The sequence below is a fragment of the Aminobacter sp. P4_D5 genome (genome assembly GCF_056401815.1).
Map to the genome: position 1 here is coordinate 1 of NZ_JBFUIP010000159.1, position 13,443 is coordinate 13,443.

Sequence of the window (13,443 nt, forward strand, 5' to 3'; positions counted from 1 at the left end):
GGTCCACTGTCCTGAAATGACCGGGCGGTTGGCCGATGACGCGTTTGAAGGCACGGCTGAAAGCGGCTTCCGAATCGTAGCCCAGCCGCGAGGCAACGACTGAAATCCTCAAGCGATCACGGACAAGCCACTGTCGCGCCTGGTGCATCCTGACCTGTGTGACATATCTCGCCGGCGTTTCGCCGACAACGGAAGCAAAGCGCTCGGCGAAGCCCGAGCGGGAGACGCCCATCATCCGCGCCAGAGCCTCCACCGACCAGTCTCGGCTCGGTTCGAGGTGGATCGCGGCCAGGACCTTGCCGACCTTGGGATCCCTGACGGCGGCAATCCAGCCGCTCGAATTGCCACAGCCACGCTCGACCCATGAGCGAATGATGATGGCGGCGAGCACGTCGGCAAGACGGGCGACGATGCCGCCGGAGCCGACGCGCTCGAGCTTGACCTCGCGCGCCATGGTTTCAAGCAGATGCGTGATGCCTGGGTCATGGGTCTCGAGCTCGGTGGTGCGCATGACGTCGGGCATCATGCCGAGCAGCGGGTGGAGACCATCAAGGTTGAAATACATACTGCCGCAGAAGAGCAAAGTGCCCGGCTGGCAGCCCTCGGTCGACAGGCAAAAGACGTTCTTGCAGATCTCGTGGATCTCGTAGCCGTTGATCGGMGACGATCTGGCTCCCGGTTCGCTCGCAAGCGCATGGGCAACGCCGCGCGGCAGGAGCACGGCGTCGCCGCATTTGAGTTCCACCCATTCGCCCGACGGCTGCTGGAGCCAGCAGGCCTTCTGGCTGACGAAGTAGAAACGCGCCGTGGCCTGGGCCGGGAATTCGATGTTCCACGGCTCTTTCAGTTCCCAGCGACCGTATTCGACGCCGTCGAGGCGCAAGCCGCGCAGGATGTTGGTCAGCGGATCACCGGCAATTGGAAATTTGGACGAATGATCATTCATGGCGGGGTTTCTAGCATGGAAACTCCAGACGGTCACTCCCACCTTGCACTGCATTCAATCGGAGACTGACCATGATCGAACCTGCGACAGCCGTAATGGACGGCGTTTCGCTCGCCCCCTCGACACCCCAGGAACGATCCGACCCGGCATGGGGGGCAGTCGTCTCCCTTGCGCTCRGCGTGTTCGGACTGGTCACGGCGGAATTTCTGCCGGCAAGCCTGCTGACCCCGCTGGCGCAGGATCTCCGCATAAGCGAAGGCACCGCCGGGCAGGCGGTGACGGCGACGGCAATCGTTGCCGCGATCGCCGCGCCCACCATGGCGATCGCCACCAAACGTATCGACCGCCGGCACGTCATGGTGGGCCTGACGCTCTTGCTGATTGCCTCAAGCATACTTGCCGCCGTTGCCTGGTCCCTGCCCTCGCTCTTGTTTGCGCGCGTCGTGTTGGGCATAGCGCTCGGCGGCTTCTGGTCCATGTCGGCAGCCATCGCTATGCGGCTCGTGCCGAGCGATGTCTTCCCGCGCGCCATGTCCATCATCCTGACCGGCGTATCCGTCGCCACCGTCTGCGCGGCCCCTGTCGGGGCTTATGTCGGCGATGTCTGGGGCTGGCGCACCGCCTTCATGCTTGCGGCCGCGGTCGGCGTCGTGACGCTGATCGTCCAGGTTGCGACCCTTCCCAAGCTACCGCCCGTGGGCGTGGCCAGCTTCCGCGCCCTGCTGGACGTCTCGAAGAACCCGATGATCAAGGTCGGACTGCTGGTGATCCTTCTGACCGCTTCCGGGCACTTTGCCGGCTTCACCTATTTCCGCGCCTTCCTGGAACAGGTGCCGGCATTCGGTATCGAGTCCATCTCGCTGGTGCTGCTCGCCTTTGGCATCGGCGGTTTCTTCGGTAATTTTGCCGGCGGCTTCATGGCCGAACGCAGCCTCAAGGCGGCCGTGACGCTCGCTCCCTTGTTGATCGCGATCGCCGCGCTTGCGCTTTTGTTGGACGGCTCATCGCCTACAGTCTCGACAATCGCGGTCGCAGTCTGGGGCTTTGCCTTCGGCGCGGTGCCGGTCGGCGTACAGACATGGATGGTGCGTGCCGCGCCGGAGCAGGCGGAAAGTGCCGGCGGCCTGATGGTCGCTACATTCCAGGTGGCGATTGCAATGGGTGCCGTGTTCGGCGGTCTTTTGGTCGACAATTCAGGCGTTGCCAGCGCCTTTGTCTATAGCGGTGTGGCGACGTTGCTCGCAGCGCTTGCGGTCTTCTGCCTCGCTCCTAAGCGCACGGCATAGTTTGCTTCATTGAAGCCTCACCGCGCGGCTTCTAAGCGCGCGGTGAAATCCGCCTGACAATGGCCTTGGCGGCGACCAGCTTTGCATCGTCTATGCTGTAGGCAGCACGTACCACTGCTGCGGCGGCCTCCGCGTCGAAAGCGTTGCGGGCATGGACAAGTGCTAGCGGTTCACCCGCCCGCGCCTCCGCGCCAACAGGCAAGAGCCTGGTGATGCCGACGGCATGGTCGACCTTGTCTTCCGGCCGCTTGCGTCCGCCGCCAAGGGCGACGACCGCAAGGCCGATATCGCGTGTGGAAATGCCTGAGACAAAGCCGCTGAGGGGCGCTTTCACCAACAATTCGACATCCGCCCGGGGCAGATATTTTTCCGATCTAGACACAAAGTCCTTCGGGCCACCAAGCACGGCGACCATGCGGCCGAAGATTTCGGCGGCGCGGCCATCGTCCAGTGCCGCGCGTGCAAGCCGCGATGCCTGCTGGTTCGATGCTGCAATGCCGGCAGAGACCAGCATCTCGGCGGCGAGCGCCAGCGTGACCTGCTCGAGGCGCGGATCGCGGAAACGGCCGGTGAGGAAATCAACCGCGCTGGCGACCTCGACAGAGTTGCCGGCGGCGGATGCCAGCGGCTCGTTCATGCCTGTGATGAGGGCGGTGGTCTTGAGACCAGCACCATTGGCGACCTCGACCAGGCTGGTGGCGAGGGCCGAAGCGTCGCGCGCGCTTTCCATGAAGGCGCCGTTGCCGATCTTGACATCGAGCACCAGTGACTGGAGCCCGGCGGCGAGCTTCTTGGACAGGATGGAGGCGGTGATCAGCGGCACGGACTCGACGGTCGCGGTGACGTCGCGGACACCATAGAAACGTTTATCGGCGGGTGCCAGGTCGGCGGTCTGGCCGATGATGGCGCAGCCCGTCTCGCGCACGGTGCGCCTGAACAGCGCAAGATCGGGCTGGCTGGCATAACCCGGGATCGAATCCATCTTGTCGAGCGTACCGCCAGTGTGGCCAAGGCCGCGCCCTGAAATCATCGGCACGTAGGCGCCGCAAGCGGCAACGATGGGTGCAAGCATCAACGAGACGTTATCGCCGACGCCACCGGTGGAATGTTTGTCGGTAACCGGCCCAGGCAGATCCGACCAGTCGAGCACGTCGCCTGAATCGCGCATGGCAAGGGTCAGTGCCACTGCTTCGTTGCGCTTCATGCCGTTGAAGAAGATCGCCATGCCGAAGGCAGCGATCTGGCCTTCGGAAACCGTGCCCTTGGTGATGCCCTTGACGAAAGCGGCGATTTCCTCGGAGCCGAGCGGCTTGCCGTCGCGCTTGCGGCGGATGATTTCCTGGGGGAGCATCTAGAGGGCGCTCGCCCTATGTCCCGCCTTTGCCTCACTCATCATGCATGCCCTTCTCGAACATCTTGCGCAGCACCGTGGCCAGGCGTCCGCCGCCGATGGGCGCCATGTCTTTGGTCTCGCGGTGCGAAAGCTCAGCTCCCGTCATGCCGGCGGCAAGGTTGGTGATGACCGAGCAGGCGAGCACCTTGAGGCCGAGAAACCGCGCGATGATCGCTTCGGGCACCGTCGACATGCCAACCGCATTGGCACCGAACATGCGCGCCATGCGGATCTCGGCCGGGGTCTCGAAGGAAGGGCCCGAGAACCACATGTAGACGCCCTTGTGCAACTCGATGCCGGCGGCGGCTGCCGCCGCCTCGAACGATTTGCGCAGTCGGGCGTCATAAGCCTCGGTCAGGCCGACGAAACGGCGGTCGGTCGGCTCGCCGAACAGGGGATTGGTCCCGGAGAAATTGATGTGGTCCTCGATCAGCATGACCGAGCCGGGCAACATCTCGGGATCGACGGAGCCGGCGGCATTGGTCAGCACCAGTTGAGTGACTCCGATACCGGCCAGCGTCTCGAGTGCGGGGCGCATGGCCGACGCATCGCCCTGCTCGTAGTAGTGGGCGCGGCCGGCCATCATGATCACCGGCTGGCCACCGAAGATGCCGGCCACAAGCTCGCCGGCATGGCCGGTGACACCGCTTCTGGGGAAACCGGGCAAGGCGGCATAAGGAATGCGAATGGCGTCTTCGACTTCGTCGACGAGGCCGCCGAGACCGGAGCCCAGCACCATGGCGGTGGCGGGTGTGAGCCCGTCAAGCTGCTCGACGAGGCGGTCAACGGCTTCCTTCATTTGAGCATCTCGCCTTCAAAGCCATAAGGCAGCATCTGGCCCATGGTCACCGTTTCAACGATACCCGCGTCGTCGCAGAGATAGAGCTTGGTGTCTGCGTTGGCGAACTCGGCGAGACGCTGGCGGCAGCCGCCACAGGGCGTGATGCGGGCCATGCGTTCGGCGACCACGGCAATTTCAGTGATCTTGCCACCGCCAGCCATGATGTAGTGCCCGAGTGCCGTGGTCTCGGCACACCAGCCTTCCGGATAAGACGCGACCTCGATATTGGCGCCGGCAAAGACCCGGCCGTCTTCGGTGCGCAGCGCCGCGCCGACAGGAAATTTCGAATAGGGCGCGTAGGCCTTGGCCATGGCGGTGCGGGCGGCAAGGAATAGGTCGTGTGACAAAATCAGCGCTCCTTCACATAAGGCACGCCACCGGCACGCGGCGGAATGGCCTTGCCGATGAAGCCGGCGAGCAGGATGACGGTGAGGATGTAGGGCAATGCCTGCATCAGCTGCACCGGCACCTTGCCGATGAGCGGCAGCGGCGTGCCCTGCAGGCGGATCGACAGCGCGTCGAGGAAGCCGAACAAAAGGCAGGCAAACATTGCCGGCACCGGCTTCCACTTGGCGAAGATCAGTGCGGCCAGCGCGATGTAGCCACGCCCGGCGGTCATGTCCTTGACGAAGCCGGCATTCTGGGCGAGCGCCATGTAGGAACCGGCAAGGCCGGTCAGGATACCGGTGCAGATGACGGCGCGATAGCGCAGCCAGGCGACCGAGATGCCGGCGGTATCGACAGCTGCCGGGTTTTCGCCGACGGCGCGCAGGCGCAGGCCAAAGCGCGTGCGAAACAGCACCCACCAGGTGAAGGGCACGGCGAGGAAGGCGACATAGGTCAACAGCGAATGGCCCGACAGCAGGCCGGAATAGAGCTGGCCGATGACAGGCACATCGCGCAACGCATCGGCGCCGGGCAGATTGATGGCGCCGAAGCGAGCCTCCGGTGGCAGCGACGGCGTGCGTCCGCCCTGCTGGAACCAGGCCTGGCCAAGGATGATGGTCGAGCCGGCGGCGATGAAGTTGATCGCCACGCCCGAGACGATCTGGTTGCCGCGGTGGGTGATCGAGGCAAAGCCGTGAACCAGCGCCATGCCGATCGATACAAGAACCGCAACGAGCAGGCCGATCCACGCCGAAGCAAAGACCGCAGCCGCAGCAGCCCCGGCAAAGGCGCCGGCCAGCATCTTGCCTTCAAGCCCGATGTCAAAGACGCCGGCGCGTTCGGAATAGAGGCCGGCGAGGCAAGCGAGCAGCAGCGGCACCGAAACGCGGATGGTCGAATTCAGGATGTTGATGAGCGCGTCAACGAATTCCATTTCAGGCACGCTCCCCTTTGGTCGCCGAAATTCCGACCGATCGCGGACTGAAGCTCGCGAAAATGCCCTGGATGGTCGGGCGGAACATGTTCTCCAGCGCACCGGCGAACAGGATGACCAGGCCTTGGATGATGACGATCATGTCGCGGGAGATGTTGGGCATCTCGAAGGCGAGTTCAGCGCCACCCTGATAGAGCATGCCAAACAGGATCGCCGCCGGCACGATGCCGGCCGGATGCGAACGGCCCATCAGAGCTACAGCGATGCCGAYGAAACCGGCGCCGGAGACGAAATCCAGCGGCACGTTGTGCTGGTCGCCCATGATCGGGTTGAGCGCCATCATGCCGGCGAGCGCGCCTGAGATGACCATGGTGACGATGATGATGCGCGTTTCCGAGATGCCAGCGTAACGCGCGGCCTTTGAGCTGAAGCCATAGGTGCGAATCTCGTAGCCGAGCTTGGTGCGCCAGATCAGCACCCAGACAAGGAAGGCCATTACCAGGGCGAGCAGGAACGAGATGTTGAGCGGCGCCGATGGCCTGACCTTGAGGCCGAATTCGGCCAAAAGCCAGCCGAGCTTGGGCAATTGGCCCCCTTCGAGGAACTGGCGCGTCTGCGGTGCCATCGAGCCCAGCGGCTTCAGCACGTTGACCAGCATGTAGACCATCACGCTGGCAGCGATGAAGTTGAACATGATGGTGGTGATGACGATATGCGAGCCGCGCTTGGCCTGGAGATAGGCCGGGATCAGCGCCCACAGGCCGCCAAACAGCGCCGAGGCCACGATCGCCAGCGGAAACACCAGCCACCAGGGCAGTGTGCTGTCGAAAGACAAGGCGACGATGGCGATGCCAAGGCCGGCGATGTAGGCCTGACCCTCGCCGCCAATGTTGAACAGGCCGCAATGGAAGGCGACAGCCACGGCAAGGCCGGTGAAGATGAAGTTGGTGGCGTAGTACAGCGTGTAGGCGATGCCCTGCCCGCTGCCGAAAGCGCCCTCGACGAGGATGACGGCGGCGCGCAGCGGGTTTTCGCCGACGAGCAGCACGACGAGGCCCGCCACCGCAAAGGCGACCAGCAGGTTGATGAGGGGAATGAGCCCGTAGTCGGCCCAGGCCGGCAGTTTTGCGTAGGGCACACTCATTCGGCGGCTTCCTTGTGCTCGACGCCGGCCATCAGCAGACCAAGCTCGCCTTCGCTGGTTTCTGGCCCGCGCTCGCCGACGATGCGGCCGGCGAACATCACCAGGATGCGGTCGGACAGCGAGCGGATCTCGTCGAGCTCGACCGAGATCAAGAGCACGGCCTTGCCCTGGTCGCGCATGGCGATCAGGCGCTTGTGGATGAATTCGATGGCGCCGACGTCGACGCCGCGGGTCGGCTGGCCGACGATCAGCACGCCGGGGTCCTGCTCGATTTCGCGGGCGAGCACAATCTTCTGCTGGTTGCCGCCGGAAAAATTGGCCGTCTTGAGCCGGRGATTGGCCGGGCGGATATCGTATTTCTCGATCTTTTGCTGCGCGTCCTTCTGGATCGCGTCGAGATTGAGGAACGGGCCTTTCAGATATTGCGGCTTGTCGTGATAGCCGAGGATCGAGTTCTCGCTTTCGTCAAAGGAGAGGACCAGACCGACGTGATGCCGATCCTCGGGCACGTGAGCGAGGCCACGGTCGCGCAGTTCGCCGGGGTCGGCCTGGCCGGTCAGGTCGATCGGCTTGCCGTCGAGCATGACCGTACCGGAGACCGCCTTGCGGATGCCGGAGACGGCTTCCATCAGTTCGGACTGGCCATTGCCGGCGACACCGGCGATGCCGACGATCTCGCCGGCGCGCACGTCGAGCGACACGTTGTCGACCATGGTGACGCCGCGCGAATCCTTGACCGTCAAGTTCTTGACCATCAGCTTGACGTCGCCGGGATTTGCCTCGCCCTTTTCGACGCGCAACAGCACGCGGCGGCCGACCATCAGCTCGGCCAGTTCCTCGACAGTTGTCTCGCTGGTCTTGCGCGTCGCGACCATCGTGCCCTGGCGCATGACCGAAACATTGTCGGTGATCGCCATGATCTCGCGCAGCTTGTGGGTGATCAGCACCACCGTCTTGCCCTGGTCCTTGAGCTGCTTGAGGATGCGGAACAAGTGATCAGCCTCGGCCGGCGTCAGCACGCCGGTCGGCTCGTCAAGGATCAGGATCTCGGCGCCGCGATAAAGCGCCTTGAGGATTTCGACGCGCTGCTGCAGGCCGACAGGCAGCTCTTCGATGAGCGCATCGGGATCGACCTCGAGACCGTATTCCTGCTCCAGGCGACGAAGCTCCGAACGCGCCTTGGCGATCGATTTCTTGAGCAGGGCCTCGCCCTCGGCACCGAGGATAATGTTTTCCAGAACCGAGAAATTCTCGACCAGCATGAAGTGCTGATGGACCATGCCGATGCCGGCGGCGATGGCATCGTTCGGCGTCTTGATTGCGGTCGGCTTGCCGTTGACCCGGATTTCGCCGCTGTCGGCCTGGTAGAAGCCGTAGAGGATCGACATCAGCGTCGACTTGCCTGCGCCGTTTTCGCCGATGATGCCGTGGATCGTGCCGCGCGGGATTTCGAGCGCGATGTCGCGGTTGGCGCGGACCGCACCAAAGCTCTTGTTGATGCCGATCAGTTCGATAGCCATTTCCGCCATGCGACCGTTCACCTCAGGTTTCTTATGTTCTTGTTATGGCTTGCCGAAAGAGCTAGCACGCCCATACTGCCCTGCCAATCGGCTCGGCCAACGGCCCCCGACAATTGGCGGATACGCCCGCGAAACGCCCCGAAAGTCCGGACCGAAGAGGATCGCCCATGACAACCCCCCAGGACCGGCTGACGACGCTCGAAATCCGCGCCGCCGAACAGGAGCATACGATCGAGGAGCTTTCCGGCCAGATCGCCGAACAGTGGAAGGTGATCGACCGCATGCAAAAGAAGCTCGACGCGCTTGCCGAGCGGTTTCTCGCGCTCGAAGAGCAGTCGGCGCCCGACACCCCGGTGACCAAGCCGCCCCACTGGTGAATCCAGCTTTCGCTGCCAAGGTTCAAGCCGGACCGGCCGCGTCGGATGGCTGCCACAGTTCGATCGGATTGCCCTCGGGATCGTGGATCCGACAAAACCGGCCGACCTCCGAGTCCCATTCCGCTCGCGTCTCCACCGCGATTCCGGCTGCCCTCAGGTCCGACATCGCAGCGTCGAGGTCATCGACACGCAGATTGATCAACCATTGCTGCTCCGGGCGGCCGAAGTACTCGGTGTCCTGGCTGAAGGGCGCGAGGATCGTCGGCCCCGCCTGTTGTTTCCAGACCTCACGCGCAATGTCCGAGATGCCGAGGTGCTTTTCGTACCAGRCAGCGAGCGCTTGGGGGTCCTTGGCGCGAAAGAAGAAGCCGCCAATTCCGGTCACGGTGAACATCGACTGCCGTCCCAAAGACAGGGCCACAATGATCACGCCGCCGGACGATGCCCGGCGGCGTGGATTTCGATCGGACTAACCGATCAATAGGGGCACTTGTCGTCCGAGGTGTAGTCGTGCACCTGGACGGTACCGGCGATGATGTCGGCCTTGGCCTTTTCGACGGCAGCCTTCATCTCGTCGGTGACGAGCGCCTTATTGTTGTCGTCCATGGCGTAGTCGACGCCACCTTCCTTGAGGCCGAGATTGTTGATGCCGCCTTCGAACTTGTCGTTCTTGGCATCCATGAAGGCGTTGTAGACGGCGACATCGACGCGCTTGAGCATCGAGGTCAGCACCTTGCCCGGCTGCAGGCCGTTCTGGTTGGAATCAACGCCGATGCCGAGCTTGCCGCCATCGGCGGCAGCCTGGAGCACGCCGACACCGGTGCCGCCGGCCGCGGCGTAGATGACGTCCGCGCCCTGCGAGATCTGGGTCTTGGTGATTTCGCCGCCCTTGGTCGGGTCGTTCCAGGCGGCAGGGGTGTCGCCGGTCATGTTCTGGATGACTTCGGTCGCACCGGCTGCCTTGGCACCGCCGACATAACCGCAGCCGAACTTGCGGATCAGCGGAACGTCCATGCCGCCGACAAAGCCGACCTTCTTGGACTTGGAAGCGAGAGCGGCCATGACGCCGACAAGGTAGGAGCCCTCATGTTCCTTGAACACGATCGACTTCACATTGGGCTTTTCGACGACCATGTCGATGATGGCGAACTTGAGGTCCGGATAGTCGACCGCGACCTTGTCGAGTGCTTCGGACCAGGCGAAGCCGGCCATGACGATCGGGTTGCGGCCATCCTCGGCGAAGCGGCGCAGCGCCTGATCGCGCTGCGAGGCGTTGGAGACTTCGAACTCGACATAAGGAATGCCGGTCTCCGCCTTGAACTTCTCGGCGCCGTTGAAGGACGCTTCGTTGAACGACTTGTCGAACTTGCCACCGAGATCGTAGAGCAGCGCTGGCTGAACGTCAGCTGCAAGCGCCGGAAGGCACATGGCGGTGGCCGCCAGAAGGCCGAGAACGATACGTTTCATGTGATCCACACCCTGTCGGTTGTCTTTTCTTGCGATTGCCGCGCAAGCCGTTCCTCGGGCTCGCGCACAGCACATGGCAGAGTCTAAATTCCCCCCGCGCATCGGCATATCTTGCACGGTCCAAGACAAAATTCACGCGGAATCTTGACCTTTTGGAAAAATGCACAGGCGTTGCAAATGGATCGTGAAACGAATGCCTAAACGGTGGCCTGCTGGGGGATTGCGCAAGCAACGCCAGTGCCCTTGAGGCCACAATAGCCATAGGGATTCTTGGCCAGATATTGCTGGTGGTCTTCTTCGGCGAAATAGAACTCGGGCGCTGGTTCGATCTCGGTGGTGATCCTTTCGCGGCCGGCACCCTTGAGGGCCGCCTGATAGGCATCGCGCGAGGCGACCGCCTCCGCCTGCTGGTCTTGCGAGAACGTGTAGATCGCCGAACGATAGGTTGTGCCGACGTCGTTGCCCTGGCGCATGCCTTGCGTCGGATCATGCGCCTCCCAAAAGATCTTCAGCAATTGGGCATACGAAACCTCTTTCGGGTCGAACACCACCAACACCACCTCGGCATGGCCGGTCAGCCCTGTGCAGGTCTCCTGGTAAGTCGGGTTGGGCGTGAGGCCGCCGGCATAGCCGACAGCCGTGACCCATACGCCCGGCGTCTGCCAGAACAGCCGCTCGGCACCCCAGAAGCAGCCGAGGCCGAACATCGCCGTCTCGAACCCTTCAGGGTACGGCCCCTTGAGCGGGCGCTTCGACACGTAATGTTTCGAAGCGGTCGGGATCGGCCGCTCACGGCCGGGCAGCGCTTCGCTGGGGGCTGGCATCTTGAGCTTTTTGTTCAGCATGTCGCTCAGGAAAAACATCTCGCATGCTCCCTTTTTTGTTTCACCGAATCTGTATCGTGCCGCAGCGTCGACGCTGGCGCTCACACTTCGGCAGTGAAGCGGCCCGGACGCCGCCTGTGGCCTATGGCGTAAAGCAGAAAAGCAAGGGCCGCGAAGATCGCAAAGCCCGGCAAATTGAGCACCGGCATGATGACACTGTCCCAAAGTGCTGGGCTCGCTTTGTCGCTGACAAATGTCTCGGTTGCGGCAAGCGTAGTCGGCGAGGCCGTCGACCAGCTGGTGTCGAGCGGTGTCATCACCAGACGCGACACCGCGACAGTGCGCGTGGCATCGAGCACCGCCATGATGACGGCCACCGAAAGTGCGATCGCAGCGGCGAGACGGAACACGAAGCGGATCATCAGCGGTCCTGGATATCGGTTTCAAAGCGAGAAATAGGATGGGTGGCGTGCCAGCGCAATCATGGACACGCCGAATTGACAGGCAAATGGCTCAAACTGCAGGCTTCGGCTTGCGGCGATTTACGCGCCAGACAGCGAAGATGCCGCCGCCGATCGCCCCGACCAGCATGCCGGCAAGGCCGACCAGCACCACGAAGTAGCCGCRGGCGCCTTCAAAGCAGCTCATGTCGGTCGCCTCGGAAATGCCGCTGCCGGCCGCAAGCCCGACACCCGCGCCCACCGCCCCGCCGACGATGACGCCGACAAGCGCCGCAAAGAGCGAAATCAGCAGGCCGGGACGAGCGCGTTCGTCATTGCTGAACACGGCCCGCGCCCGATGCGTTCGGCCGACCAGAAAGATGAGGAAGAGGCCAATCGCGATCTCGCCACCATCCCATGCAAGTCCCTCGATCGAGAAGGCGAAATCCGGGGCGACAAGAATATAGACCTGCTTGGCGACAAGGAAGGCGATGATGGCCAATTGCCAGAAGGTGAAATTGCGCGGAAAACGCTGCGAGCGGCTGTAGGCGAGGCTGAGCAGATACAAGCCCCAGGCGATCGTCACCACAGCCACGATCATCGAGGCATAGACCAGGTAGAGGGCGGCGTCCGGCAGGGAAAACCCTTGCATGACGGCAAGGCTCTGGTCGAAACCGCGCGCGCTGAGCGCCATGACAAGGCAAAGCCAAAACACGGGCAGCCAGCCCAAGACGCCCCTGGCGTTCGATTGCATTTGCGCTGGCATCGAATCCCCCAAAACAGCGCGCCCCACGCGCCATTCCAGTTTGCGGCAAAGCAGCGTCGCAAGACAAGGAAGCCACGGAATATGCCGTTCGATTTCCACGGTTGACAGCAACAAGGGACGCGCATTGCGTATTTTGCCGGCAAGGCCGACGCCCGCTGCAAGATTTGCCACGTCAGCGCTTGGCAAGTGCCGCAGGATCGACTAGATGAGCCCGGCAGCCGGATGCGCGAGAGCGTGTTCGGAGGCAGGCGGATGGGTGGCGGCAGGTTGACCGCACCCGATTGCCGGCTCCTTTCGAGCCGCAAACCAACGCCCAGGAGATGCGCGCACTCCCAACCAGCCCGGCTAAACCGGCCGGCGCAAGGCGCGTATGCGGAGAGGTGGCCGAGTGGTTGAAGGCGCACGCCTGGAAAGTGTGTATACGGGGAACCGTATCGCGGGTTCGAATCCCGCTCTCTCCGCCATATCCTAGTCGGCGTTCGCTGCGCGCTTGACGCTGCTTCGGTTGCGATCCGCGACAGCCTGTCAAGCGGTGTCGCCGCGCTGACGCTCCCCGGTTTCCCCCTTGGCTCAATTGAGCTGCATGCACTTCATTTGCCCTGCCGCCATGGCTGGTTCAGGACGAGAGTGCGGTTCAATCGTCGACCCCGGAGCTCGTTTGATTGCCCCCTCGACGGGCCTCCCAGCGACGAACTGAGGCCGGCTTCCTGAAGGCTGCATTAATCATCTCTAATGTAAATTATTGAGCAGAGGCCAAAGTTTGGTACGCTGCCAATTAGGGCTGGATGTGGGGCACGGTGAGATGCTGGCACAACGTCAGACGTTCGTCGAAATATTGGAGACAACCGCCAAAACAATCAACAGTACACCTCCCGAGACATTGAGGGCACTGTTACTACGTGCAGCGATCAGGCTTCGCAACAAGGAAGGAATAGAAATCGATCCGAATGTAGATCACGCAGTGACGTCACTTGCAATTGAAGTTGGCATGACCAGAGCTGAATTGATAGGCGACATCATTTGCGACTGGATGCAATCGAACGATTTTTTACCAACCTGGCTGCATCATGAAGACGGCGAAATGGCACCTATAGCTTAGGGTAAATCACACCAAGGAG

General features: G+C 62.7%; 15 protein-coding genes and 1 tRNA gene. 4 read left to right on the top strand and 12 right to left on the bottom strand.

The window, feature by feature from the left end; translation table 11 throughout:
• Positions 1 to 946, bottom strand: a 946-nt coding sequence (locus AC1DWF_RS25060) for an AraC family transcriptional regulator (RefSeq protein WP_476842167.1), incomplete at its 3' end; no start/stop codon positions are given.
• Between the two features lie 71 nt (positions 947 to 1,017).
• Here AC1DWF_RS25060 and AC1DWF_RS25065 point away from each other — a divergent pair.
• Positions 1,018 to 2,232 (top strand): MFS transporter, encoded by a 1,215-nt coding sequence (locus tag AC1DWF_RS25065; RefSeq protein ID WP_476842168.1) that lies wholly within the window; start codon positions 1,018 to 1,020, stop codon positions 2,230 to 2,232.
• A gap of 31 nt (positions 2,233 to 2,263) precedes the next feature.
• Here the strand turns inward: AC1DWF_RS25065 and deoA are convergent, their stop codons facing one another.
• From deoA to AC1DWF_RS25095, 6 genes are read right to left on the bottom strand one after another with little or no spacing between them, the layout of a single operon-like run.
• Positions 2,264 to 3,583 carry a thymidine phosphorylase gene (gene deoA / locus AC1DWF_RS25070; protein WP_476789084.1) on the bottom strand — a complete coding sequence of 440 codons (1,320 nt, stop codon included), beginning with the start codon at positions 3,581 to 3,583 and terminating at the stop codon, positions 2,264 to 2,266.
• A gap of 34 nt (positions 3,584 to 3,617) precedes the next feature.
• Positions 3,618 to 4,424 carry a purine-nucleoside phosphorylase gene (locus AC1DWF_RS25075; protein WP_476784096.1) on the bottom strand — a complete coding sequence of 269 codons (807 nt, stop codon included), beginning with the start codon at positions 4,422 to 4,424 and terminating at the stop codon, positions 3,618 to 3,620.
• Positions 4,421 to 4,813, bottom strand: coding sequence for a cytidine deaminase (gene cdd / locus AC1DWF_RS25080; RefSeq protein WP_476784097.1), 393 nt, complete (start codon positions 4,811 to 4,813; stop codon positions 4,421 to 4,423). The genes AC1DWF_RS25075 and cdd overlap by 4 nt, the downstream gene beginning before the upstream one ends.
• 2 nt (positions 4,814 to 4,815) lie before the next feature.
• Positions 4,816 to 5,787 carry an ABC transporter permease gene (locus AC1DWF_RS25085; RefSeq protein WP_476784098.1) on the bottom strand — a complete coding sequence of 324 codons (972 nt, stop codon included), beginning with the start codon at positions 5,785 to 5,787 and terminating at the stop codon, positions 4,816 to 4,818.
• Position 5,788: 1 nt separating this feature from the next.
• Positions 5,789 to 6,931: an ABC transporter permease gene (locus AC1DWF_RS25090; protein WP_476842169.1), complete on the bottom strand. Its 1,143-nt coding sequence runs from the start codon at positions 6,929 to 6,931 to the stop codon at positions 5,789 to 5,791.
• The gene (locus AC1DWF_RS25095; protein ID WP_476842170.1) at positions 6,928 to 8,460 is read right to left on the bottom strand and encodes an ABC transporter ATP-binding protein; all 1,533 of its coding nucleotides are present in this window, start codon (positions 8,458 to 8,460) and stop codon (positions 6,928 to 6,930) included. Before AC1DWF_RS25095 ends, AC1DWF_RS25090 begins: the two co-directional genes overlap by 4 nt.
• Before the next feature lie 158 nt (positions 8,461 to 8,618).
• Here AC1DWF_RS25095 and AC1DWF_RS25100 point away from each other — a divergent pair, with 158 nt between their 5' ends.
• Positions 8,619 to 8,828: a SlyX family protein gene (locus AC1DWF_RS25100; protein WP_476784101.1), complete on the top strand. Its 210-nt coding sequence runs from the start codon at positions 8,619 to 8,621 to the stop codon at positions 8,826 to 8,828.
• 22 nt (positions 8,829 to 8,850) lie between these two features.
• On the opposite strand, the gene AC1DWF_RS25105 is transcribed toward AC1DWF_RS25100, so the two are convergent.
• The 5 genes from AC1DWF_RS25105 to AC1DWF_RS25125 form a co-directional block, all read right to left on the bottom strand.
• A complete protein-coding gene (locus tag AC1DWF_RS25105; RefSeq protein ID WP_476842171.1) occupies positions 8,851 to 9,222 on the bottom strand; it encodes a VOC family protein in 372 nt (123 codons plus the stop codon).
• Positions 9,223 to 9,305: 83 nt separating this feature from the next.
• Complete coding sequence (locus tag AC1DWF_RS25110; RefSeq protein ID WP_476784103.1) at positions 9,306 to 10,295, bottom strand: BMP family lipoprotein; 990 nt, start codon at positions 10,293 to 10,295, stop codon at positions 9,306 to 9,308.
• Between the two features lie 197 nt (positions 10,296 to 10,492).
• On the bottom strand, positions 10,493 to 11,158 hold the full coding sequence (gene msrA / locus AC1DWF_RS25115) for a peptide-methionine (S)-S-oxide reductase MsrA (protein ID WP_476784104.1): 666 nt from the start codon (positions 11,156 to 11,158) through the stop codon (positions 10,493 to 10,495).
• Positions 11,159 to 11,220: 62 nt separating this feature from the next.
• Positions 11,221 to 11,541, bottom strand: a complete 321-nt coding sequence (locus tag AC1DWF_RS25120) for a hypothetical protein (RefSeq protein WP_476784105.1) — start codon at positions 11,539 to 11,541, stop codon at positions 11,221 to 11,223.
• Positions 11,542 to 11,632: 91 nt separating this feature from the next.
• Positions 11,633 to 12,325, bottom strand: coding sequence for a hypothetical protein (locus tag AC1DWF_RS25125; protein ID WP_476842172.1), 693 nt, complete (start codon positions 12,323 to 12,325; stop codon positions 11,633 to 11,635).
• A 374-nt stretch (positions 12,326 to 12,699) separates the two neighbouring features.
• Here AC1DWF_RS25125 and AC1DWF_RS25130 point away from each other — a divergent pair.
• Positions 12,700 to 12,789, top strand: a tRNA-Ser gene (locus tag AC1DWF_RS25130).
• A 338-nt stretch (positions 12,790 to 13,127) separates the two neighbouring features.
• Positions 13,128 to 13,424, top strand: a complete 297-nt coding sequence (locus AC1DWF_RS25135; protein WP_476789082.1) for a hypothetical protein — start codon at positions 13,128 to 13,130, stop codon at positions 13,422 to 13,424.
• Positions 13,425 to 13,443: the final 19 nt, after the last annotated feature.